The sequence below is a fragment of the Dyadobacter sp. CY356 genome (assembly GCF_021440195.1).
Taxonomy (GTDB): domain Bacteria; phylum Bacteroidota; class Bacteroidia; order Cytophagales; family Spirosomataceae; genus Dyadobacter.
On sequence record NZ_JAJTSZ010000005.1, the window covers coordinates 374,888 to 395,474 of the forward strand.

Genomic DNA, 20,587 nt, shown 5'->3' on the forward strand with positions numbered 1-20,587 from the left:
CATTGACTTTCAATGTTTTAGCAAAAAAATACCATTTGAAAGAAAGCTAAAAAACGCCTTTTTCAAATGGTATTTTCTCAAGATATTTATGACGAGGTTCCGAGCGGATTCGAACCGCTGTACGAGGTTTTGCAGACCTCTGCCTAGCCGCTCGGCCACGGAACCAGATCGGGTTAGCAGAAGAAATTACCCGCTTACTGCTAACCCGGGTGCAAAAGTATTAAAAAAATTGACTACTCCTCAGTTTCGTCGTCTTTTTTAGTTACTTTTTTTCCTTTTCTTTCAGTTTCTTCAAATTGCTCCTTTAAAGCTGAAAGTACACTTAGGTCACCAAAGGTAGATTTCTCTCCTTCTTTGGCAGAACTTTCTGTGTTATTAGATGTATTTTTTGCGGGGCTTGCAGTTGCAGGCTTAGCAGCTTTTTCTTCTTTTTTCTCCTCAGCAGCAGGTGCAGCAGAAGGTTTCACTTTTGAGTGCGTAAGAACGATTTTCTTTTCGTCTTTCAAGAACTCAAGAACAGTGAAGTCTAGGCTTTCTCCAACTTCAGCAAAAGTACCATCTTCTTTCGTAAGGTTTTTCACAGCTGCGATTCCTTCGATACCGTATGGCAATTCCAAAGTTGCGAATTTGTCTCCTTTTGCTACGATTGTAGAACGGTGAACAGATCCAACAGCAAAGATTGTTTCAAAAGTATCCCATGGATTTTCTTCAAGTTGTTTGTGTCCAAGTGCAAGACGACGGTTGTCAGCGTCAAGTTCAAGAACAACAACTTCAAGTTCGTCGTTAACTTTTACGAAATCCGAAGGATGTTTGATTTTCTTAGTCCATGATAAGTCAGAAACGTGAACCAGTCCGTCAATACCTTCTTCAAGTTCGATAAACAAACCGAAGTTGGTAAGGTTACGTACCACACCTTTGTGACGCGTACCAATTGCATACTTTTCTTTCAATGAACCCTGAGTCCAAGGATCTTCAGTAAGTTGTTTGATACCAAGAGACATTTTGCGTTCCTGACGGTCAAGTGTCAATACAACTGCATTGATCTCATCGTTTACGTTCATAAACTCCTGAGGATTGCGCAGGTGCTGAGACCATGACATTTCAGATACGTGGATCAAACCTTCAACACCTGGCTTGATTTCAAGGAAAGCGCCGTAATCAGCAACGTTAACAATACGTCCTGTAACTTTCGATCCAACCTGAATATCTTCTGACAACGAATCCCATGGGTGAGACTGAAGTTGTTTCAAGCCAAGAGAGATACGTTTTTTCTCTTCGTCAAAATCAAGAACCACAACGTTAAGCTTCTGGTCAAGTGCCAAAAGATCTGACGGGTGGTTGATACGACCCCAGGAAATATCTGTGATGTGCAACAAACCGTCAACACCTCCAAGATCGATGAACACACCGAAGTTTGTCATGTTCTTAATAACACCTTCAAGAACTTGTCCTTTTTCCAGGTTATTAAGAATTTGCTGACGTTGTGCTTCAAGATCTTTTTCGATCAATATTTTATGAGAAACTACAACGTTATCATTTGCGTAGTTAATCTTAACAACTTTCACTTCCATACGTTTTCCAACGAAAATGTCGAAATCACGAATTGGTTTCACGTCAATTTGTGAACCTGGCAAGAAAGCTTCGATACCAAATATATCTACAATAAGACCACCTTTGGTTCTTCTCTTTACGTTAGCATCGATTACTACATCCTCGTCAAACGATTTCTGGATGTTATCCCATGCAGTAATTACTTTTGCTTTTTTACGTGAAAGAACAAGCTGACCTTGTGCGTCTTCCTGGTTTTCTACATAAACTTCCACTTCGTCACCAATTTTCAAAGCTGGCAAGTCACGGAATTCATTGAATGAAACGATACCATCAGATTTGAAACCGATGTTAAGAATCACCTCGCGGTCTGTAATACCTACAACCACACCTTTAACAACTTCTTTTTCCTGAACAGGAGAAATTGTTGTTTCGTACATTTCTTCAAAACGAGTACGGTCAGCAGCTGAATAGCCTGTACCGAATCCTTTGTCTTCTGCTTTTTCCCAATCGAAATCAGGCAATACTTGTGTTTGTTTTTCCTTAGACATAAATAGGAATTAAAGCTCTCGATTACATCAACTGGCGAGCCACGCAGTCGAAAATTAGTTTGACTTGTTATTTAAAAAGAGGACGCAAAGGTAGGTATTTTCTAAATAAAAATCCAGTTCTCTAGGATTTGATTTAGAAAAAAATTATAAGTTGCCAAAACAGGCGAAGTGGGGGAGTTTCAATCAGTTAACTGCTCTTTCTTTTACGCCAAGATAAGGCAGCCATTCTGCATCTGTAAATCCTGAGAAATCGCGGATGAACATTAAAAAAGATGGCCTGAACGGACGCTGTCGTAAATGCATCCCGGCTTCTTCCGGAGTATAATCCCCTTTTTTTGAATTACACCGCTTACAGGCCGTAGCTAAATTATCCCAGGTTGTTTTTCCTCCTCTCGATTTTGGCATAACATGATCCAGCGTCAGATGGTCATGCGTCCCACAGTACTGACATCGGTTTCCGTCCCTTTTAAAAATATTGTGACGGGTCATGACCACACCGCGATAAGGAAGATGAATGTAGCTATTCAGCCGGATGACGACCGGCATTGGATAATTATCCCTTACAGTCCTGAGAAAATGAGTCGGCGACTCAGCCAGCAATTCTGCTTTGTTTAAATAAACTAAGAGAAATGCTTTTGGCACTGTGCAAACGCTAAGCGCGCTATAATCTTGATTAAGAACCAGAACTTTACCCATGAGTCTTTACGGCAATTAATTCCCACAATATAGGAAATTTACCTAAAAAAACGTTTCGTAAAATTCAATTATTGTTAAAAAAGACTTCTCTGTTCCGCCTGAGATTTAAATATACGGAAATTTTCCGGGCAAGTCATTAAATAGCTAACTCTCAGCGGCGAGCGGTTAATAGTCTGAGCGGTCACTTTCCCGTTTCAGATCCTTTTCCTTAATACTATCCCTTTTGTCATAAAGCTTTTTACCTTTTGCTAAAGCAATATGTAATTTGGCAAAACCACGATCGGTTGTGAAAAGCTTAACCGGAACAATCGTTAATCCCTGATCTTTCAGATTTTCACTTAGTTTTCTCATTTCCCGTTTTGTAAGCAAAAGCTTACGATCACGCAAAGGATCATGATTCCAGTGCGTTCCTTCCGTATAAACGGAAATGTGCATGCTGCGAACATACAATTCCCCATCCATAAAAAGACAATATGCATCAGTAAGATTTACTTTACCCTGACGTATTGATTTTATTTCAGTTCCTGTCAGTGACAAGCCTGCTGTAAACTCTTCAAGAAAAAAATATTCGAACGACGCACGTCTGTTTCGGATATCAACTTTTTTTACTAATTTTTCTGACATATTATATTCCTAACACAAAAAGGTCTGCAAAATTACGGTTTTGCTAAAACTATACCAACAAATGAAAAAAACGAGTTATATGCATCGATTTAAATTTCTCCTTTTTGTGGTTGTTTTAATTTTTTCGAAACAAATCGTAAAGGCTCAGTCGCAGGATGCTGCTGTAAGAGCTTCGGTTGATAAATTATTTGATGGAATGCGATCCGGCGATTCTTCTACTGTCAGAAGTGTTTTTATTCCACAATCCACTTTAACTTCTGTTTCAACAAATGCAAAAGATTCGGTGATGACGCATGTTAGCAAAACCGATGATTTTGTTGCTGCGATTGGAAAACCACACACCGAAAAATGGGATGAAAGAATTTATGATGTAAAAATTTCGGTGGACGGACCGATGGCCATTGTCTGGGCGCCTTACAAATTTTACCGCGGCGATACGTTTTCTCATTGTGGTGTTAACGTGTTCACCATGATCAAAACAAAAAACGGCTGGAAAATCAATACGATTACTGATACCAGAAGAAAAACAAATTGCCTGTAACTAGATTTTTAACATTTGCTTCCAGGTGCCTTTGATACGATTATACTTGATCGTACTTGGCAAAGCCTTCCACCAATATTTATTCACTTCAACGGCGAAAGAGGGCTGCATGTAACAATTGATTGCGCAACCTTCGCAAGCAGGCAATTTTCCTTCCAAAGCAACCAGTTTCTGAACCTCGTCAGAATGATAGAGGTCATAAAGATTCCCTTCAATCGGAAAGTCTTTTAAACCAAGATGATAACAGGGAAGAACAAGTTTATTTTCAGGAGAAATAACGATGGTGGTACTGGCGGCTTTGCAGATCGGGTCATCTACGTGATTTCCTCCGTCCAGCCTTAACTGAATAAAAGCTTCGTTAAGATAAATATTTTTCTGTTTTCCCCACCAGAGTAATTCTTTCAAGGTCTGTTCTGAAAGATTACCGCCTACGCCATTGTATTCAAAAACCGGATTTAAAATCAGGATCAGATTATTAGGCAGGCAGATTTCTTCCCACATCCGTTTTATCTGATCAACATTATCTTCAAAAACTGTAAAAATGATATCCGGCCTTTCACCCATCGCCCGCGCAATCTGAATCGACTCCATCACTTTATCGAAACATTTTACATTCCTGGACTTATCATGTTCATCACGATCCGGAGAATCAAGAGAAAAATGAAGCATATCAACCAGTCCACGCAGTTTTTCTGCATATTTTGGATAAAGCAATCCGTTGCTCGTAACGGTGGTAATCATCCCCTGCTCTTTTGCTTCCCGAAGTAAAACATCAAGCTGCCGGTGGAGCAAAGGCTCTCCACCTGTGAAGTCTATAACTTTCACACCCAATCTTTTCAGATCGCGGATATTTTCTCTAAGATTTTCAACCGTAATATAAGGCGAAGGTTTCTCCCATATGTCGCAAAAACCACAGGACGCATTGCAGCGATACGTTACGTAGTAGTTACACAGGACAGGATGGGAGATTAAACGCATATTATTTCAGCATCGTTAACAGACTGCTTAGTTTATCTTTTAAATCTTTACGGTCAACAATAAAATCGAGGAATCCGTGCTCCAAAACAAATTCAGCACTTTGAAATCCTTTTGGAAGATCTTTACCAATTGTTTCACGGATAACACGCGGACCGGCAAAACCGATCAAAGCTTCCGGCTCTGAAATATTAAAATCGCCCAACATGGCATAGGATGCTGTCACACCACCAGTGGTTGGATCTGTTAATAATGATATATAAGGAATTTTCGCTTCGGATAATAAAGCAAGTCTTGCAGAAGTTTTTGCCATTTGCATCAATGAAAAACCAGCTTCCATCATACGCGCACCACCAGATTTGGAAATCATTAAAAATGGCTGCTTGTGTTTGATTGAATAGTTGATTGCACGAGCGATTTTCTCTCCAACCACAGAACCCATTGAACCACCGATGAAATTGAAATCCATACAGGCGATCACAACTTTCACGTCGTTCATTTTTCCGTGACCTGTACGCACGGCATCCTTTAGTCCCGTTTTTGCCTGGGTTGCTTTAATACGGTCAGGGTAAGCTTTGGTATCTACAAAATGCAAAGGATCACCGGAAGTCATATCCGCATCAAGCTCGGTATATTTATTATCATCAAACAATAATTCAAAATAAACATCAGAGCCCACCTTTTCGTGGTAGTTACAATGCGGACAAGTGTAAGCGTTTAATTTGTGCTCTCTTGTAGCAGTAATTTTCTTACAATTTGAACATTGATACCACAACCCATCCGGCGCTTCGCGCTTCATTTCCGTAGGTGTATTGATGCCTTTTTCTTTCCGAATAAACCAGGACATATTTTTAGTGGGTTAATATCTTTTGATGTAGTCTGTAAACAAACTTTTTATCTAACATTCATGATGAAATCAGGGCGCAAATATACTAATAAATGTTTGGTATCATCAAGCAGGGATTGCGCATTGAATTTCAGTGCTTTGATATAACACTTGATATTGGCGGTTGGTTACGAACAAAAAATACTTTTAACTTGTTGCCAATTCAATTCATCAACACTTACAACGACTTAACCAAACGATTTCAATTCGTATATTATAAAGTATGTCAGCGATTCCCCCCATTGTGATTATTGTTGGTACCAACCGGCCAAACTCCAGGTCACGAAGTGTTGCAGAATATTATCAGAAGCTTCTCGCCCAATCCAACACTCCAAGCACAATTCTTGATCTGGTTGATTTACCACATGATTTTACTGTTAGCGCGCTTTATGGTAACAGTGGTAAAAATGACGCTTTCAATAATTTAAAAAGACATATTGACGAAGCTGAGAAGTTCATTTTTATTATACCGGAATATAACGGATCCTATCCGGGCGTGTTAAAGGCTTTTATCGACGGACTTCCTTATCCAAATAGTTTTACAAATAAAAAAGCAGCACTGGTTGGTTTATCCTCTAACATGCATGGAGCGATTCTAGCATTAAGCCATATGAATGATATTTTTAGTTATCTTGGAATGAATACGCTGGCCCTGAGAGTAAAATTAGCCCAGATACAATCTCATTTTGTTGACAACGAAATTACCAATCCATTATACAAAGAATTGCTTGAAATTCAGGCCGAACAAATTATCCGGTTTTAAAAAGAAAAGGAGCCTAATGGCTCCTCTCTTATTTATTTTAACCAATGTTGTTCCATTTCATTTGCAGGAATTGAAGGTCGTTTCCACAATTCAATGTGGCTGCGACGGTAAGCAGGTCCTTCAAGATCTCCCCATTTCACCAAACCTCCCTGGAAAGATTTGATCATGGCTTCCAATTTTGCAGTCTCTTCATTAGACCATTCATTGCTATCTTCCAGATCAACGTAAGAAACATGTGTGTAAGCTCTGTTATCCATAGCGATCACATCAGGATCCACCATGAAATCAATTGAACTCGTGGCTGTGTTTTCTTCAAGTTCCTGTGTAAGAATCATTTCCTGAACGGATTCTTCAACGTACGGAGCTTCAACAACTACTTCCTGAGGTTGCGTTCTACCGGTAAATCCATTTTTTAATTCAATGCCTGGAATTGGTGATTCAATACTGTCAAAACCAGCAGCTACAATCGTAACACGTAATTTATCTCCAAGAGAATCATCCGTGATTGTACCCAGCTTAAACATTCTTGCTTCACCACCTACCTGTGAAAGCACATAACGCCAGATTTCACGCTGTTCTTTCATCGTAGCCTCGCGTTTCTTGCTGGTTGCAAGCGTAACAAGGATACGTTTTGCACCTCGGATATCGCGGTCGTTCAGAAGAGGCGAATCCAATGCTTCTTTAATGGCAAGCTGCGCGCGATCAACACCCGTCGCTTCGGCAGTACCCATTACAGATTGTCCGGCGTTTTTCAGAACTTTCTCAACGTCCTTAAAATCCGTATTTATATTCCCGTTGGTCGTAATGATCTCAGAAATACTTTTTACAGCATTTAGAAGAATTCCATCCGCCTCGGCAAAAGCCTGGGTCAATGTCATGTCTTCGTAAAGCTCTTCCAGTTTATCATTCAATACAACCAGTACAGTATCACTAAATTCTTTCAGCTGCTCAATACCTTCAAGTGCCTGCTCCTTTTTGTCAAGCCCCTCCCAGGTATAAGGTGCGGTTACAACGGCCACTGTAAGTTTACCCATTTCCTTTGCAAGCTGTGCAATCACAGGCGCTGCTCCGGTTCCGGTTCCACCGCCCATACCAGCCGTAATAAAAACCATCTGCGTGGAACCTCCAAGCAAAGCTTTTATTTCTTCGATTGTTTCAAGGGCAGCCTCTTTTCCTTTTGTTGCATCAGTTCCTGCCCCCAGTCCCTGGGTTAAGGTAGCACCAAGTTGTATCTTTACGGGTACCGGGCTATTGGCCAATGCCTGCCTGTCGGTATTACAAACGGCGAATTCCACATCTTTGATTTTCTTTTCAAACATGTAGTTGACTGCATTGCTTCCTCCGCCTCCAACACCTATCACCTTAATGATAGCAGGTTCGGACATGACTCCGTTGGTTTCCTTGACGATTTCGTTCACAATGTAGTCCTGGTCTAAAGAGTGCAACAAATTTTTATTCATAGTCCGGGGTTGTTGATATTAGTGCAATTTCTTCCTTTACTTTCAATAGTCTCCTATACTGTCATCCTTGCGGCCAATGATGCGGTCCCAAAACGAACCATCATCTTTTGGTACTTTTTTCAATTCCTTTGGTTTAGTCTGTGTAATGGGTTCTCTTAACGGGGCACTTAGATTTACAGGAGGTTTACATATTGATTTTATGCGCGGATCAATTGACTTAATACCAGCCCAGGCTAATCCTATCGCAGTGGAGTAGGAGGTATTGCTTACAGCATCGGCTTTGGCAGTATGTGCCAGACGTTCGGGCAATCCAACCCGAACAGGCATATTGGTAACTTTTTCAAATAAAATTTCAATTTCAGGAATATTGGCCGTTCCGCCTGTCAGAACGATTCCGCCAATAAGATTCTCTTCATATCCGGATTTAAGGATTTCAGCATAAACCATCGCTGCAATTTCCTTAAGTCTTTCTTCAATAATCAGAGCAACATTTTTCTTTAAAACCTGCTTAGGTGCACGGCCGGCCAGGAAATTGACCAAAACTTCAATATTCAGCGGAACATCCGCAGAAATTGCTACGCCGTGTTCTTTTTTTAATTTTTCAGCATTGCCTAACTGAATTCCGCAACCGGTACGCAGATCAGCCGTAATATGCCTGCCCGCAATCGGGAAAGATGCGATATGACGAATAATGCCATCATAATAAATAACCAGATCAGTAGTATGGTCACCAATATCGACCATGGCAATACCCGCTTTCATTTCACCCTCATCCAAAACAGCAAGGCTGGTTGCAAGAGGAGCGTATATCATTTTGTCAAATTTCAGATGAGAATCTGCTTCCAAAAGACTTTTCTTCGTACGCTGAATAGATTGATTGTTTGCTGAAACAATAAGAAAATGCCCTCCGAGTTTTATTCCGGTTCTGCCCACAGGCTGACGGACACCCATCGAACTATCTACTACAAATTCCATAGGTAAAACATGAAGCACGTCATAATTTGCTTCTGTTTTTGCCCGGTACATATCATCAACCAACTGATCTACATCCTTTTGGGTAACTTCATCACCTGTGGATGATGTAGGCCTTATAACGCCATCACTCTGTGCAGAAACCCTGACATGTGATCCGCTGAAACTTACATTAACAACTCCTATATCCAAATCAGAACGCGACGACGCTTCATGTAATGCTTCACGAATTGCGTCACCAACCTGCATTATATTTTCAACCGAACCATTAATCACGGCTCCTTCAGGCACAAGAACCTCACTAAATCCCAAAATCTCAATATTGTCAAAACGAGATCCCGTTGATGTGCCTTGCGCTGCTACTACGGTAATTTTCGTGCTTCCAATATCTACTCCTACTACAATATTATCCTGTGCCATGCTGATGGTGAATTATTATTCACAAACTATTTGATCTTGAAACTTAACACTAATTTTTGAATATCTACTCCAGTCTTTACTAAGTACTTTATCATAAAAAATACTAAGTTTACTGAATTTCGATTCAAAATCTTCTGCCATACCCAACTCCACCCGCTGATCACCTAAAACTGTGGTTAACAGGACTTCCCCGTCTTTGTCCACATACATTTCAGCAACCTGCGCTTTCCAAAATTCATTTGTATTCAAAAAACGAATCAAATCCATTACCATCATTCCCTTTTTTGTTTTCATTTCTTTCGAACTGGTAAAAAAAGGTCCTGAAACCAACAGCGTTCTCGCTGAAAAACTTTCTGATAAAGGAAAAAAAACGCCTTCATCATTAATATAGTATCCCGAGGTATTACGCCACTCTCCACTTTTGGAAGTATTGATCCATCTTGCAAGTGGTTTTTCCTGCTCAACTTCTACGACGACATTACCCTTTAGGTCACGAAAAACCTGACATTTTTTTACAAGTTTATTCTTTCGCACCCTGTTTTCCAGGTCCGAAAGATGAACATCTCTTAATCTGCTACCCAATAATGGGTCTCCTCCATTTTCGGTAAGCAGCATCTGAATATCTGTTTTATCCAGAAAACGCATTCCCGAATCGCCATCAATTGTGATGACAATGTTGTTACACCGCTGATTACCAAGGCGACTTTCCGCCATTCCAATTCCGGCAATAGGCAAAATGAGCCACAAGCTACGTTTAATCCAATGCCAGGAATTGTCAAATTTACGTAACATCTTAGTAATTTTAAAAATGCGGTGACTAATTATTACTAAATGGGTTTTGTAGTAGAATTTTTATAGGCTCCACAAGTGTGTCAATATCACCTGCGCCAATTGTCACTACAATATCAGTATTTAATTTCGGTAAAAGGTCCAAAACATCTTTTTTGGTTACCAAATTTTTATCTGAGATTGTTATTTTGTCTAATAACATATCGGAATTTACACCTTCAATTGGTAATTCTCTTGCCGGATAAATTTCTAAAAGTAGCAGCCTGTCTACCATTGAAAGACTTTCTGCAAATCCATCAGCAAAATCCCGTGTTCTTGTAAACAAATGTGGTTGAAAAATTCCCGTCACGTGTCTTCCCGGATATAGTGCTTTTATGGATGACAAAAATGCCTCAATCTCTGCCGGATGGTGAGCGTAGTCATCAATGTAAACTTTGGACGGTAATTCAACCTGATACTCAAAACGTCTTTTTACACCTTTATAACTTTCCAGTGCACCTTTTATATTTTCAGAAGAAACACCGAGATACAATGCTACGGCACTGGCCGCAAGTGAATTTTCAATGTTATGATATCCCGGAATTTTCATGGCCACATTTTCAATTATGCCCTCCGGATAAACAATATCAAAAACGAATCGTGCATTCTCAATGCGAATATTATCAGCGTAATAATCACCTTCTGTTAATGAATAAGTGAAAACTTTTGCCTTTGTACTTGACGCCAGATCAAGCCCTTTTTTCATAAATAAGGCTCCGTCTTCATCAATCTGACCCACAAACTCCCTGAAAGATTCCAGCACATTTTCATGTTTTCCGTAAATATCAAGGTGATCTGCATCGGTGGAAGTTACAATTGCGATCTCAGGAAAAAGTGTTAAGAACGAACGATCAAATTCATCAGCCTCCACAACACAGACTACTTCACTAAGATTTTCAGTCGGGGCATTAAGCAACAAATTGGTACCATAATTCTGAGTTATTCCACCCAAAAAAGCAGTTGTATTTACATCTGCATATCGTAAAATGTGGGCAACGATAGAAGAAGTTGTCGTTTTTCCGTGTGTACCGGCCACTCCTACTGTTTTCAAATTCTTTGTAAGCAAACCTAAAACCTGTGATCTTTTCAGGATCATAAAATTTTCCTGCCTGAAGTAATTCATCTGTTTATGCTGAACCGGAACGGCAGGGGTATAAACAATGAGCGTTTGCGAAGGATCGGCAATAAATTCTGCCGGAATGTTTTCAATTTCGTCTTCCAGATTAACAGGAATACCTTCCGAAATCAGCGTTTTTACAAGTGGTGTCAAAGTTTTGTCATATCCCGCCACCTGAAACGAATTGGCTTTGAACCACCGGGCCAAAGCGCTCATCCCAATTCCGCCAATGCCAACAAAATAGATGTATTTCCAGTCATTCATAAAATCCTTGGTAATATTTTATAATTATAATTTTGAAGACTACTTAATTAATTTCAGCACTTCTGCTGCGATATCATAAGCAGCAGTTGGTTTAGCCAATTTTTTAATATTTATTTTCAGCTCCTCCTGACGTTTTTCATCACCCAGCAAGGTCAAAGCTCCTGGTATTAATTCTTCGGCAGCACTGGAATCTTTGATAAAAACAGCCGCATCCTGCTCCACCAGATTCATCGCATTTTTGGTTTGGTGATCTTCCGAAGCGAAAGGAAATGGTATCAAAATCGTTGGTTTTACTGCTAAACACAATTCTGAAACCGATAGGGCTCCTGCACGTGAAACGACAACATCTGCAACAGCATAAGCCAGGTCCATTTCGTATATAAATTCAAAAACCTTTGCCGAATTCGATTTTAAAGCCGAAACTGTTGCCTGTGCGGTACTGATAAATCCTTTTCCAGTTTGCCACAAAACCTGATAGCCGGCTTTTACCAAATCAGCAATACCTGCATTTAAACTTTCATTAATGGATTTTGCACCCAGGCTTCCTCCCATGACAAAAAGCGTTTTACGATCTTCCTGAAAACCGAAATAAGCCAGCGCTTCTGACCTTTTTGAAGTAACGTCAACAATATCGCTTCTGACAGGATTTCCGTAAACCTTTATCTTTTCTTTTGGAAAAAAAGCTTCCATACCCGGATAAGCCACACAAATCCGGCTCGCTCTTTTTGCTAAAAGTTTATTCGTTATTCCTGCATAGGAATTTTGTTCCTGAATAAGCGTCGGTATTCCAAGCAAAGATGCAATCATCAGCAAAGGTCCGCTGGCAAAACCACCAACGCCAATGGCGACGTCCGGTTTAAAATCTTTTATAACGGATCTTGCTTTCCATAAACTGCGGGTCAGCTTCATAGGAAAAGCCAGATTATCGATGGAAATTTCTCTTTTGATTCCTACGATGGGCAAACCAATAATATTATATCCGGCACGGGGGACTTTCTCCATTTCCATCTTGCCCAATGCTCCTACAAACAAAATTTCGATACCTGGTTCAATCTCCTTCAAAGCATTGGCAATCGCGATGGCAGGATAAATATGTCCGCCAGTACCGCCTCCGCTAATAATTACTCTTTTTGACATACAAATTGTTAAATCTTTTGCTCATCCATTTTTTCTCCTCTGCTGACACTTAGGATCATGCCCATGGCAACACCTGTAAATAACAGAGAAGTCCCGCCCTGACTAAAAAATGGCAGTGTCTGACCGGTTACCGGCACTAACCCTACCGTTACCGCCATGGCAGAAAATGCCTGACTTACTACAACAAAGGTTAATCCGGCGGATAACAAGCCACCGAAAGGCCGTTTGGTAGCTTCAATTGCTTTTAAACCGCGGAATAGTAAAATGAGATATAGTATCATGAGGGCAGTTCCACCCAGTGTTCCATATTCCTCAACCACCACGGCAAAAATAAAATCCTTTTGCGGTTCAGGAAGAAACCTTCTTTGCCGGCTTTTTGCAACGCCTTCGCCATACAATCCGCCCCGGGCCATAGCCATATAGGATTGCTGCGATTGATAAACAACCACATCTTTATCCAGAAAAGAACTAATCCTGTTTTGCGCCGTATTTGACCTTTGTGTCGAATTCAGCAAAATCGCAACACCCGCAAAAAATACCAGTCCCAACGCTGTAAAGAGCAAATAGTGAATGGGCACTTTACCAACAAACATTAACAAAAAGCATATACCGGCAAGCATGAAAGCCGTAGAAACATTACTTGTAAAAATCAGCCCGCAGACCACACCGACCAGCGCCAGCGGCTCCATGAATAATTCTCTGGTATTCCATCCGCCTTTGATATGCCTTGCAAGAATCAATGATAAATGCGCGATCAATGCAACCTTCGCCCACTCGGATGGTTGGAAACGCTGACCGATAATGGGTATTTCAATCCAGCGTGAGGCTTCATTAACAGACCGACCAAAAAACATGGCAAAAATGAGCAGCAGTATAGAACTCCAAACTGCCATACGTGTCACGTACACAAATTTGATGTAGGGTATGCGATGTACAAAAAACATAATCAGCAGTGAAAGAAAACACAAAACAGAATGTTTGAATAAATAATATTCAGTATTTCCCTGTTTTACGCTATATGCATCCTTTACACTAGCACTATAAACCACGACGATACTCGAAAGTAACATGCCGATACAAATACCCCAGATCCAGGGATCTCCTTTGAGATTTCTGGAAAACCATGCCTGTGTTTCTTCCCTTACTTTTTGAAAACCATCCATGATGCTTGCGCTAGCTTATTAAGTTCTTAACGGCTTGTTTGAATTTATCGCCACGGTCTTCATAATTTTTGAATAAATCGAAACTGGCGCAGGCAGGTGAAAGTAATACGACATCTCCTGCAACGCTCCATTTCTGAGCCTGACTTACGGCATCCTGAACATCCTCTGTTACGTAAATTTCAGGAACAATTTCGCCAAAATATTCCTGTAATTTTTTAAAATCAGGTGTTAAAATGATCAGTGCTTTCACTTTTTTTCTTACAAGATCTGCTATCTGACTATAATCATTTCCTTTATCAACGCCGCCGGCAATCAGCACGATCGGTTGTTCAAAACTTCCCAAAGCATAAAAAACAGAATCAACATTGGTCGCTTTCGAATCATTTACAAAAGTGACGCCATCCAGCACAGCCACCTGTTCCAAACGATGGGGTGCATTTACAAATGACATCAGGCCACTTTTTATTACATCAGAACTCAGCCCAACCGACTGTGCGACGAGAATTGCCGCCAAAGCATTAACCGCATTATGCGGCCCTTTTATTGGAAGTTCTGAAAAATCCTGTTCGTAATGTTCACCGTCTCTTTGTGAAACGAGTTTTTGGTTGGCCAGATATCCGCCTTTCGAAAGATTATCGTTTAATGAAATGGCCCATTTTCTGGCAAGAACATTTCTTTTCAGAAGTTCAGATGTAATTACCTCACTATCTGAAAAGTATATGAAATCATCATCAGTGGTCTGATTCTGAATGATATTAAATTTCGAATTTACGTAATTCTGAAAATCGTAATTATAACGGTCGAGATGATCTGGTGTGATATTTAGAATTACGGAAATATTAGGATGAAAATCAATGATATTGTCTAACTGAAAACTACTGATTTCCAACACATAATAATCAAAATCCTTTTCCGCCACCTGCAAAGCAAAGCTCTCACCGATATTTCCGGCAAGACCGACATTCAGTTTGGCTTCCCGTAAAAGATGATAAGTAAGTAACGAAGTGGTCGTTTTTCCATTGCTTCCCGTAATCGCTATCAGCTTGGCATTGGTGTACCGGGAAGCAAATTCTATTTCAGAAATAATGGATATTCCCTTATCTACCAATGCTTTAACAATAGGTGCTTTATCAGGGATCCCCGGACTTTTCACTACTTCATCAGCATCAAGAATTAATAATTCTGTATGAAAACCTTCTTCAAAATTTATATTTTCGCGAAGTAACACTTCACGGTATTTATCACTGATTGGACTCCGATCCGATAAAAAAACATCAAATCCCTTTAATTTACCAAGTATTGCCGCTCCTATTCCGCTTTCTCCACCACCTAATACGACGAGTTTTTTCTGCAACATATTTTCAAATTTTAACTAAGAAGTAAAGTACGCAGTTTAATCTCTTTCAATGAAGAATTTTTTACGCTTTCTTTTAAAATAGGTCTCACAAAAAAAGGGGCATGAAATCATACCCCTTAAATTATATGTCGTATCTGAAATTTATTCTGGCTTTTTTTGAGATTCAGATAATCTTAAACGATTTGCGGCTTTTACAATCATAAAAATAACCAATGCAATAATCACAAACTGGATAAGCGTCTGGATGAAATTACCATACTTAATGGAAACTTCCGGTGTTTTGTCAACCGCTTCTTTTAGTACGATTTTTAATTGTGTGAAATCAACACCGCCAATGATTAGCCCCAAAATAGGATTGATGATGTCTTCAACCAGCGAAGTTGTGATTTTCCCGAAAGCTGCGCCGATAACAACACCGACAGCCAGATCAAGCACATTTCCTTGCGCAATAAACGTTTTAAATTCCTTCAGCATATAATAAGTCTTAGGTTAAATGTATGTGGGATAAATCTACTTAAAATGTATATAAAAACCCAATACTCAATCCCTGCGCAAACTGAATATCATCAACCTGCGATTTGTTATAGATTACAATCGCTCCCAGGTTGACGTTAAAGTATTTAGCAATTTTTGCAGTTACCATAGCGTCCAGTCTGTGGTCATTTTTAAATTCCCTTTTATCTGTAATCTGGTTCTTGTTATATGCAGTAAATAATTGATACCTGAATTTCAGATTCAAATCCTTCACAACTTCCTTATCAAAATTGGCTACTAATTGTACTATACCGACTTCATTATGAAATCTTTTTCCAATTTTTACGCCATAATTTAATGGAATATTCAGATATAAATTTTTGTCTGAAACAATAGTCTGCCGTACTGCACCGGGAGCGATATCAATAAAAAAGTAAGGTGCAGGACGATACTCAATACCTATTGCTTCTGTGAGATAGGCAGGTGCAAATAGTCCGGAAACCTTTTTTCTGAATCCAACAGAATCTACTGAATTGGATGATGGATAGGTATATCCGTTTGCGAATTGCGACAAAAGGTTGAAGTTGGCAAACAAACTCCATTTATCAGTTAACTCGTAATTGTATTTGGTGTCAAAAAAGATGCGGTCAAGATTTTTTCGGCTTCCCTGGGATTTATTTTTGACAATACCGTACTGAGACTGAAAATCATTTCTCCATGAATGTCTGCCAGTTCTCTTTTCGCTAAGTGCGTTAAATAATGCACCAAATGCAATGGAGCTAACACCACCGCCTGTCCAGTTTGAGCTAAAAGATCCCTGTGTAAGATTGACTCCAAATTCTACTTTTTTCCAGGTCGTATCACCTTTAACTTTCAGCCTCGTACCGCTCAGAGAATTGGTGAGATCAACTTTTTTTGTGATATCATCCTGTGCAGAAGCGCCCCTGGATGCGATGAATAATAAACAAATAATTAGTGTGCGGAAGGTAATTTTCAAACTCATGCTTATTCAAAATTTAACGATTTAATTAAAAATTTCAACCTGCCGGGTCTGAAAAAACTGTAATGGCAGTATTGTAGTGGTGGTATCGTTCACAATGGTTACCGTAGTATTATCAATCTTGGTGATGACTCCTTTAACATCATCAATTTTGATAACCTGGCCTTCTCTAAAATTTTTACGACTGTAAAATGAAGAAATGATATTTGATAGAACATCTTTTGAGGCAATTCCATAACCCAATGAAAAAGAAAGGATTACACCGCCTATTACAAGAATAAAACTGGATTCAAGCAAGGTGGTTTCTATCCCGATTTGCCCTAACGCACTAATAAACGTGATGATCAGAAAGAAGACAAATGCAATATTTCCAATGAGCTTGGAGGATGGAATATTAAAAGATTTACAGGTAGCAACAACAGCGCCTTTAATGGCATCCGAAATCATAATTCCGATCTGGAGCATAACAGCCGCAGCAATTAATTTCGGAATAAAATTAACTAACGATAGGACCATACTTGTGATGGCATCTACCCCTAATGTTTCGGTAGCAGCAGTAAGGAAAATTAACAGAATGAAGTAGTAAACAACTTTTGCAACGATGTTGCTCAGCCTGATTTCCGTTTTAAGCTGTTTGATCAGTCCAATTTCATTCAATTTATCCCCGATACGATCGAATCCAATTGAACTCAGTACTTTTCTAATGACAATTGTAATGCCCTTCGCTACCAGATAGCCGATTGCTATGATAATAAAACAGCCAATTACCCGCGGGACAAAAATGACAAACTGATTGATTAATGTATTAAAAGTGTTAATTAAAATTTCTGAAATGTTAGGAAGGTTGTTCATATTGAGAGAGTAAAATGTGTGTTCTGAGTGGTAATCCTGATATTACTGGTTTTATTAATCTGTACCGTCAATGGAAAGACTGACAATCAGCGTGTTTATAAAATGCTCTGTAAAGTGTTCAACAACATGCATCGTATCCCTGATTGTGTTGACCTCTGAAACCAAGGCTCTTTTTAGGTAGGCTGGTACTTCCTCAGTAGACTCTAAATCTTTAAAAACTGTATTTCCTGAGGACATAATTTTCAACTGTTTATAAAATACCTGATTAATTCTACCATTTTGACGAAGAATATACCCAGGAAGATAATGGTCTCCAGGTATTTCTTGCGGAGTTTTTCCCGTGATCTGAGAAGGCGCATTTTTACAGCGCTTTCCGTTATTTTAAATATATCTGCAATGTCTCTGATACTAAGATCATCGGTGTATTTCATAAATAAAATACCTTTTTCATCCACTGTGAGATGATCCAGTGCAGTTTTAAGATTTCTCGCTTCGATATCATCCCCATCAAAAAGATTATTAAGATCTATATCATCAGGCACTTCCATGGGCTCATCCTGATATACTTCTCCTCTTTTTTTGTTGGAACGAAGCTGATCCATACAATGGTTGTACGTAATAGAATACAACCAGGTTGAGAATTTGGCGTCTTCTTTGAAGGTACCCAACTTGAATATCAGTTTTAAAAAGATATCATGTGTGAGATCCTCAGCTTTCGCCGAATCTTTGATAAAAGACAGGCACTTATGATAAACCTTATCAGCATACCGCGAGTACAATTTTTCGAAATAGTGGTTACGCTGCGTATCCACAAATAACTTTACCAACTCTTCGTCGGTATAATTATTTTCTTTCAGTTCTTCTTTAAACGTTTTGACTGCCATACATGTAAAAAGTAACAGAGCAAGCCTTATTTAGTGTGTAAAAAATATTTTTATGACGGCAAATAACAAAAACAACGCCTGGTATACAAGTATACGTCAGGCGTTGTTTTAATTTTTTAAATATTTTTTTTACTTATGCTCCAATTGCTACTCTTTTGAATGACTTTACAGTCAAACCCTTAGCAGTTTTCTCAACCAATTGGCGGATTGTAAGTGAAGAATCTTTAACAAATTCCTGGTTCAACAAAGTATTGTCTTTGTAGAATTTCTGCAATTTGCCCTGAGCGATTTTTTCAAGCATAGCTTCTGGCTTGCCTTCTGCACGCGCTTGTTCTTTACCAACTTCGATTTCGCGTTCAACTGTTGCTGAATCAACACCGTCTTTGTCAAGAGCAACCGGCTTCATTGCAGCAATCTGCATAGCAACGTCTTTTCCAAGTTCGCTAACGTCTGTTCCGTTAACGCCTTCGAACGCTACCAGTACACCAAGTTTTCCATTTGAGTGGATGTAAGAAACAACCTGATCAGCCGTTACATTTTCGTAAGCAGCGATAACCAGTTTCTCTCCTAGTTTACCAACAAGGTCAACGATGTTTTCACTTACCGGACGGCCATCAGCCAAAGTCGCAGCAAGTAAAGATTCTTTATCCTGGATATCGTCAGCAACGGCTTTATCCAAAATGCTTTGTGCAAGCGTTTTGAAATCTTCAACGTTAGAAACTGGTTCAGTTTCGCAAGCGAAAGCAACAAGTTTCCCGTTAGTACCGTCAGCGCTGATCGCTACCAATACGGTTCCTTCTGCTACTTCGTTGTCAGCACGTTTTGCAGCAACTTTTTGACCTTGTTTACGTAGAATATCAACAGCATTGTCAAAATCACCATCAGCTTCCTGAAGTGCTTTTTTACAATCCATCATACCTGCACCAGTCATCTGGCGAAGTTTATTTACATCTTGAGCGGTAATTGCCATGACTTATTTCTAAATGGTTAAAAACTTTTTACAAAACAGTTCAATTCCTTTGATTAACAGATTAAGCAAATGTTAACGATAGGAGGTTAACTATTTTTCAATTTGAATTTTAAAAAACTGTAGCCCATAGCAAATGGCTATGGGCTACTTTATCTATCAGAAAGAACAAGAGCAATTAAAAAACCCTGTTCATATCGCCCTGACTATTCTTCGTCACTTTCAATTGCCGGAACTTCCGCACGAGGTGCAGCAGCAGCTTCTTCACCACCTTTGTCAACCTGACGTTTGGCTTCTTCTTCCTCTACAAGACGCTGATCGTCTTTATCCTGCTTGCGTTCCATAAGACCTTCTTCGATTGCCTTACCAATTGCCAAAGTAATCAATGAGATCGCTTTGTAAGCATCATCATTACTTGGAATTGGGAAATCAACCAATTCAGGGTTTGAGTTTGTATCACAGATAGCAAAAATAGGGATGTTCAATCTTTTTGCTTCTGAAACCGCAATATGTTCACGTTTCACATCAACGATGAAAAGTGCAGCAGGAAGGCGCGTTAAGTCAGCTACACCACCTAACACTCTTTCCAATTTGTCCTTTTCACGTGTAAGCATCAGGCGTTCTCTTTTCGCGATATTGCTAACCGTGGTTTCGTCTTTAAGCATCTTCTCAAGAGTCTGCATTTTTTTCAAAGACTTGCGAATTGTGCCAAAGTTTGTAAGCATACCACCTAACCAACGATCAGTTACGTAAGGCATTTTAAGGCGTTTTGCCTCTTCCGTTACGATTTCCTGCGCTTGTTTTTTAGTAGCCACAAACATGATCTTACGTCCTGAACGAACGATCTGTTTCAAAGCAGCTTCAGCTGATTCTACGCAGCTAAGTGTTTTGTTCAGGTCAATGATGTGAATACCGTTTTTTTCCATAAAGATATATGGAGCCATACGGGGATCCCACTTGCGGGTAAGGTGACCAAAATGCACACCTGCATCCAATAGGTCTTTATATTCTATTTGTGCCATTGCCAAATTTGAATTTATAAGATTAATAATTTTTTACGCAGCACAGCACATCGGGCACGATAAGTACTGTCTGGACATCTTTTTGT

At 39.5% G+C, this 20,587-nt stretch carries 21 protein-coding genes and 1 tRNA gene; 2 read left to right on the top strand and 20 right to left on the bottom strand.

What is annotated here, in order from left to right; genetic code table 11:
- Nucleotides 1-94 precede the first annotated feature (94 nt).
- The 4 genes from LXL81_RS18240 to smpB form a co-directional block, all read right to left on the bottom strand.
- Nucleotides 95-165, bottom strand: a tRNA-Cys gene (locus tag LXL81_RS18240).
- Nucleotides 166-233: 68 nt separating this feature from the next.
- On the bottom strand, nt 234-2,099 hold the full coding sequence (gene rpsA / locus LXL81_RS18245; RefSeq protein ID WP_234648200.1) for a 30S ribosomal protein S1: 1,866 nt from the start codon (nt 2,097-2,099) through the stop codon (nt 234-236).
- 183 nt (nt 2,100-2,282) lie between these two features.
- Nucleotides 2,283-2,795, bottom strand: coding sequence for an HNH endonuclease (locus tag LXL81_RS18250; protein ID WP_234648201.1), 513 nt, complete (start codon nt 2,793-2,795; stop codon nt 2,283-2,285).
- 165 nt (nt 2,796-2,960) lie between these two features.
- Nucleotides 2,961-3,419 (bottom strand): SsrA-binding protein SmpB, encoded by a 459-nt coding sequence (gene smpB / locus LXL81_RS18255; RefSeq protein ID WP_194123907.1) that lies wholly within the window; start codon nt 3,417-3,419, stop codon nt 2,961-2,963.
- A 61-nt stretch (nt 3,420-3,480) separates the two neighbouring features.
- Between smpB and LXL81_RS18260 the strand changes: the two genes are divergently transcribed.
- Complete coding sequence (locus LXL81_RS18260) at nt 3,481-3,960, top strand: nuclear transport factor 2 family protein (protein WP_234648202.1); 480 nt, start codon at nt 3,481-3,483, stop codon at nt 3,958-3,960.
- Here LXL81_RS18260 and LXL81_RS18265 read toward each other — a convergent pair whose 3' ends face one another.
- The gene (locus LXL81_RS18265; RefSeq protein WP_234648203.1) at nt 3,961-4,938 is read right to left on the bottom strand and encodes a radical SAM protein; all 978 of its coding nucleotides are present in this window, start codon (nt 4,936-4,938) and stop codon (nt 3,961-3,963) included.
- Between the two features lies 1 nt (nt 4,939).
- Nucleotides 4,940-5,782, bottom strand: a complete 843-nt coding sequence (gene accD / locus LXL81_RS18270; RefSeq protein WP_234648204.1) for an acetyl-CoA carboxylase, carboxyltransferase subunit beta — start codon at nt 5,780-5,782, stop codon at nt 4,940-4,942.
- A 262-nt stretch (nt 5,783-6,044) separates the two neighbouring features.
- Between accD and LXL81_RS18275 the strand changes: the two genes are divergently transcribed.
- Nucleotides 6,045-6,584, top strand: a complete 540-nt coding sequence (locus tag LXL81_RS18275; protein ID WP_234648205.1) for an NADPH-dependent FMN reductase — start codon at nt 6,045-6,047, stop codon at nt 6,582-6,584.
- A 32-nt stretch (nt 6,585-6,616) separates the two neighbouring features.
- Here LXL81_RS18275 and ftsZ read toward each other — a convergent pair whose 3' ends face one another.
- The 14 genes from ftsZ to rpsB all read right to left on the bottom strand — a co-directional run bounded on the left by ftsZ (nt 6,617) and on the right by rpsB (nt 20,501).
- On the bottom strand, nt 6,617-8,044 hold the full coding sequence (gene ftsZ / locus LXL81_RS18280) for a cell division protein FtsZ (protein ID WP_234648206.1): 1,428 nt from the start codon (nt 8,042-8,044) through the stop codon (nt 6,617-6,619).
- A 42-nt stretch (nt 8,045-8,086) separates the two neighbouring features.
- A complete protein-coding gene (gene ftsA / locus LXL81_RS18285) occupies nt 8,087-9,436 on the bottom strand; it encodes a cell division protein FtsA (RefSeq protein ID WP_234648207.1) in 1,350 nt (449 codons plus the stop codon).
- A 15-nt stretch (nt 9,437-9,451) separates the two neighbouring features.
- The gene (locus LXL81_RS18290) at nt 9,452-10,228 is read right to left on the bottom strand and encodes a cell division protein FtsQ/DivIB (protein ID WP_234648208.1); all 777 of its coding nucleotides are present in this window, start codon (nt 10,226-10,228) and stop codon (nt 9,452-9,454) included.
- Between the two features lie 25 nt (nt 10,229-10,253).
- Nucleotides 10,254-11,645, bottom strand: coding sequence for a UDP-N-acetylmuramate--L-alanine ligase (gene murC, locus LXL81_RS18295; protein ID WP_234648209.1), 1,392 nt, complete (start codon nt 11,643-11,645; stop codon nt 10,254-10,256).
- A gap of 39 nt (nt 11,646-11,684) precedes the next feature.
- The gene (gene murG / locus LXL81_RS18300; RefSeq protein WP_234648210.1) at nt 11,685-12,782 is read right to left on the bottom strand and encodes an undecaprenyldiphospho-muramoylpentapeptide beta-N-acetylglucosaminyltransferase; all 1,098 of its coding nucleotides are present in this window, start codon (nt 12,780-12,782) and stop codon (nt 11,685-11,687) included.
- A gap of 8 nt (nt 12,783-12,790) precedes the next feature.
- Entirely contained in the window at nt 12,791-13,945 is a 1,155-nt protein-coding gene (locus tag LXL81_RS18305) for an FtsW/RodA/SpoVE family cell cycle protein (protein WP_234648211.1), read from the bottom strand.
- A gap of 10 nt (nt 13,946-13,955) precedes the next feature.
- On the bottom strand, nt 13,956-15,302 hold the full coding sequence (gene murD / locus LXL81_RS18310; RefSeq protein WP_234648212.1) for a UDP-N-acetylmuramoyl-L-alanine--D-glutamate ligase: 1,347 nt from the start codon (nt 15,300-15,302) through the stop codon (nt 13,956-13,958).
- Between the two features lie 141 nt (nt 15,303-15,443).
- On the bottom strand, nt 15,444-15,776 hold the full coding sequence (gene mscL, locus LXL81_RS18315; RefSeq protein WP_234648213.1) for a large-conductance mechanosensitive channel protein MscL: 333 nt from the start codon (nt 15,774-15,776) through the stop codon (nt 15,444-15,446).
- Between the two features lie 40 nt (nt 15,777-15,816).
- Nucleotides 15,817-16,779: a DUF3078 domain-containing protein gene (locus LXL81_RS18320; protein WP_234648214.1), complete on the bottom strand. Its 963-nt coding sequence runs from the start codon at nt 16,777-16,779 to the stop codon at nt 15,817-15,819.
- Nucleotides 16,780-16,800: 21 nt separating this feature from the next.
- A complete protein-coding gene (locus LXL81_RS18325; protein ID WP_234648215.1) occupies nt 16,801-17,628 on the bottom strand; it encodes a mechanosensitive ion channel family protein in 828 nt (275 codons plus the stop codon).
- Between the two features lie 54 nt (nt 17,629-17,682).
- Entirely contained in the window at nt 17,683-17,865 is a 183-nt protein-coding gene (locus LXL81_RS18330; RefSeq protein ID WP_234648216.1) for a hypothetical protein, read from the bottom strand.
- A gap of 5 nt (nt 17,866-17,870) precedes the next feature.
- Nucleotides 17,871-18,512 carry an RNA polymerase sigma factor gene (locus LXL81_RS18335; RefSeq protein ID WP_234648217.1) on the bottom strand — a complete coding sequence of 214 codons (642 nt, stop codon included), beginning with the start codon at nt 18,510-18,512 and terminating at the stop codon, nt 17,871-17,873.
- Nucleotides 18,513-18,645: 133 nt separating this feature from the next.
- A complete protein-coding gene (gene tsf, locus LXL81_RS18340) occupies nt 18,646-19,482 on the bottom strand; it encodes a translation elongation factor Ts (protein ID WP_234648218.1) in 837 nt (278 codons plus the stop codon).
- 203 nt (nt 19,483-19,685) lie between these two features.
- A complete protein-coding gene (rpsB, locus tag LXL81_RS18345; RefSeq protein WP_234648219.1) occupies nt 19,686-20,501 on the bottom strand; it encodes a 30S ribosomal protein S2 in 816 nt (271 codons plus the stop codon).
- Nucleotides 20,502-20,587: the final 86 nt, after the last annotated feature.

Coding starts and splice junctions, on each gene's coding strand:
- LXL81_RS18290 (WP_234648208.1), bottom strand. CDS start 10,228: ATGTTACGTAAATTTGACAATTCCTGGCATTGGATTAAACGTAGCTTG.
- ftsA (WP_234648207.1), bottom strand. CDS start 9,436: ATGGCACAGGATAATATTGTAGTAGGAGTAGATATTGGAAGCACGAAA.
- accD (WP_234648204.1), bottom strand. CDS start 5,782: ATGTCCTGGTTTATTCGGAAAGAAAAAGGCATCAATACACCTACGGAA.
- smpB (WP_194123907.1), bottom strand. CDS start 3,419: ATGTCAGAAAAATTAGTAAAAAAAGTTGATATCCGAAACAGACGTGCG.
- LXL81_RS18335 (WP_234648217.1), bottom strand. CDS start 18,512: ATGGCAGTCAAAACGTTTAAAGAAGAACTGAAAGAAAATAATTATACC.
- LXL81_RS18330 (WP_234648216.1), bottom strand. CDS start 17,865: ATGTCCTCAGGAAATACAGTTTTTAAAGATTTAGAGTCTACTGAGGAA.
- LXL81_RS18260 (WP_234648202.1), top strand. CDS start 3,481: ATGAAAAAAACGAGTTATATGCATCGATTTAAATTTCTCCTTTTTGTG.
- rpsA (WP_234648200.1), bottom strand. CDS start 2,099: ATGTCTAAGGAAAAACAAACACAAGTATTGCCTGATTTCGATTGGGAA.
- LXL81_RS18275 (WP_234648205.1), top strand. CDS start 6,045: ATGTCAGCGATTCCCCCCATTGTGATTATTGTTGGTACCAACCGGCCA.
- murD (WP_234648212.1), bottom strand. CDS start 15,302: ATGTTGCAGAAAAAACTCGTCGTATTAGGTGGTGGAGAAAGCGGAATA.
- rpsB (WP_234648219.1), bottom strand. CDS start 20,501: ATGGCACAAATAGAATATAAAGACCTATTGGATGCAGGTGTGCATTTT.
- LXL81_RS18320 (WP_234648214.1), bottom strand. CDS start 16,779: ATGAGTTTGAAAATTACCTTCCGCACACTAATTATTTGTTTATTATTC.
- tsf (WP_234648218.1), bottom strand. CDS start 19,482: ATGGCAATTACCGCTCAAGATGTAAATAAACTTCGCCAGATGACTGGT.
- LXL81_RS18265 (WP_234648203.1), bottom strand. CDS start 4,938: ATGCGTTTAATCTCCCATCCTGTCCTGTGTAACTACTACGTAACGTAT.
- murG (WP_234648210.1), bottom strand. CDS start 12,782: ATGTCAAAAAGAGTAATTATTAGCGGAGGCGGTACTGGCGGACATATT.
- murC (WP_234648209.1), bottom strand. CDS start 11,645: ATGAATGACTGGAAATACATCTATTTTGTTGGCATTGGCGGAATTGGG.
- mscL (WP_234648213.1), bottom strand. CDS start 15,776: ATGCTGAAGGAATTTAAAACGTTTATTGCGCAAGGAAATGTGCTTGAT.
- ftsZ (WP_234648206.1), bottom strand. CDS start 8,044: ATGAATAAAAATTTGTTGCACTCTTTAGACCAGGACTACATTGTGAAC.
- LXL81_RS18325 (WP_234648215.1), bottom strand. CDS start 17,628: ATGAACAACCTTCCTAACATTTCAGAAATTTTAATTAACACTTTTAAT.
- LXL81_RS18250 (WP_234648201.1), bottom strand. CDS start 2,795: ATGGGTAAAGTTCTGGTTCTTAATCAAGATTATAGCGCGCTTAGCGTT.
- LXL81_RS18305 (WP_234648211.1), bottom strand. CDS start 13,945: ATGGATGGTTTTCAAAAAGTAAGGGAAGAAACACAGGCATGGTTTTCC.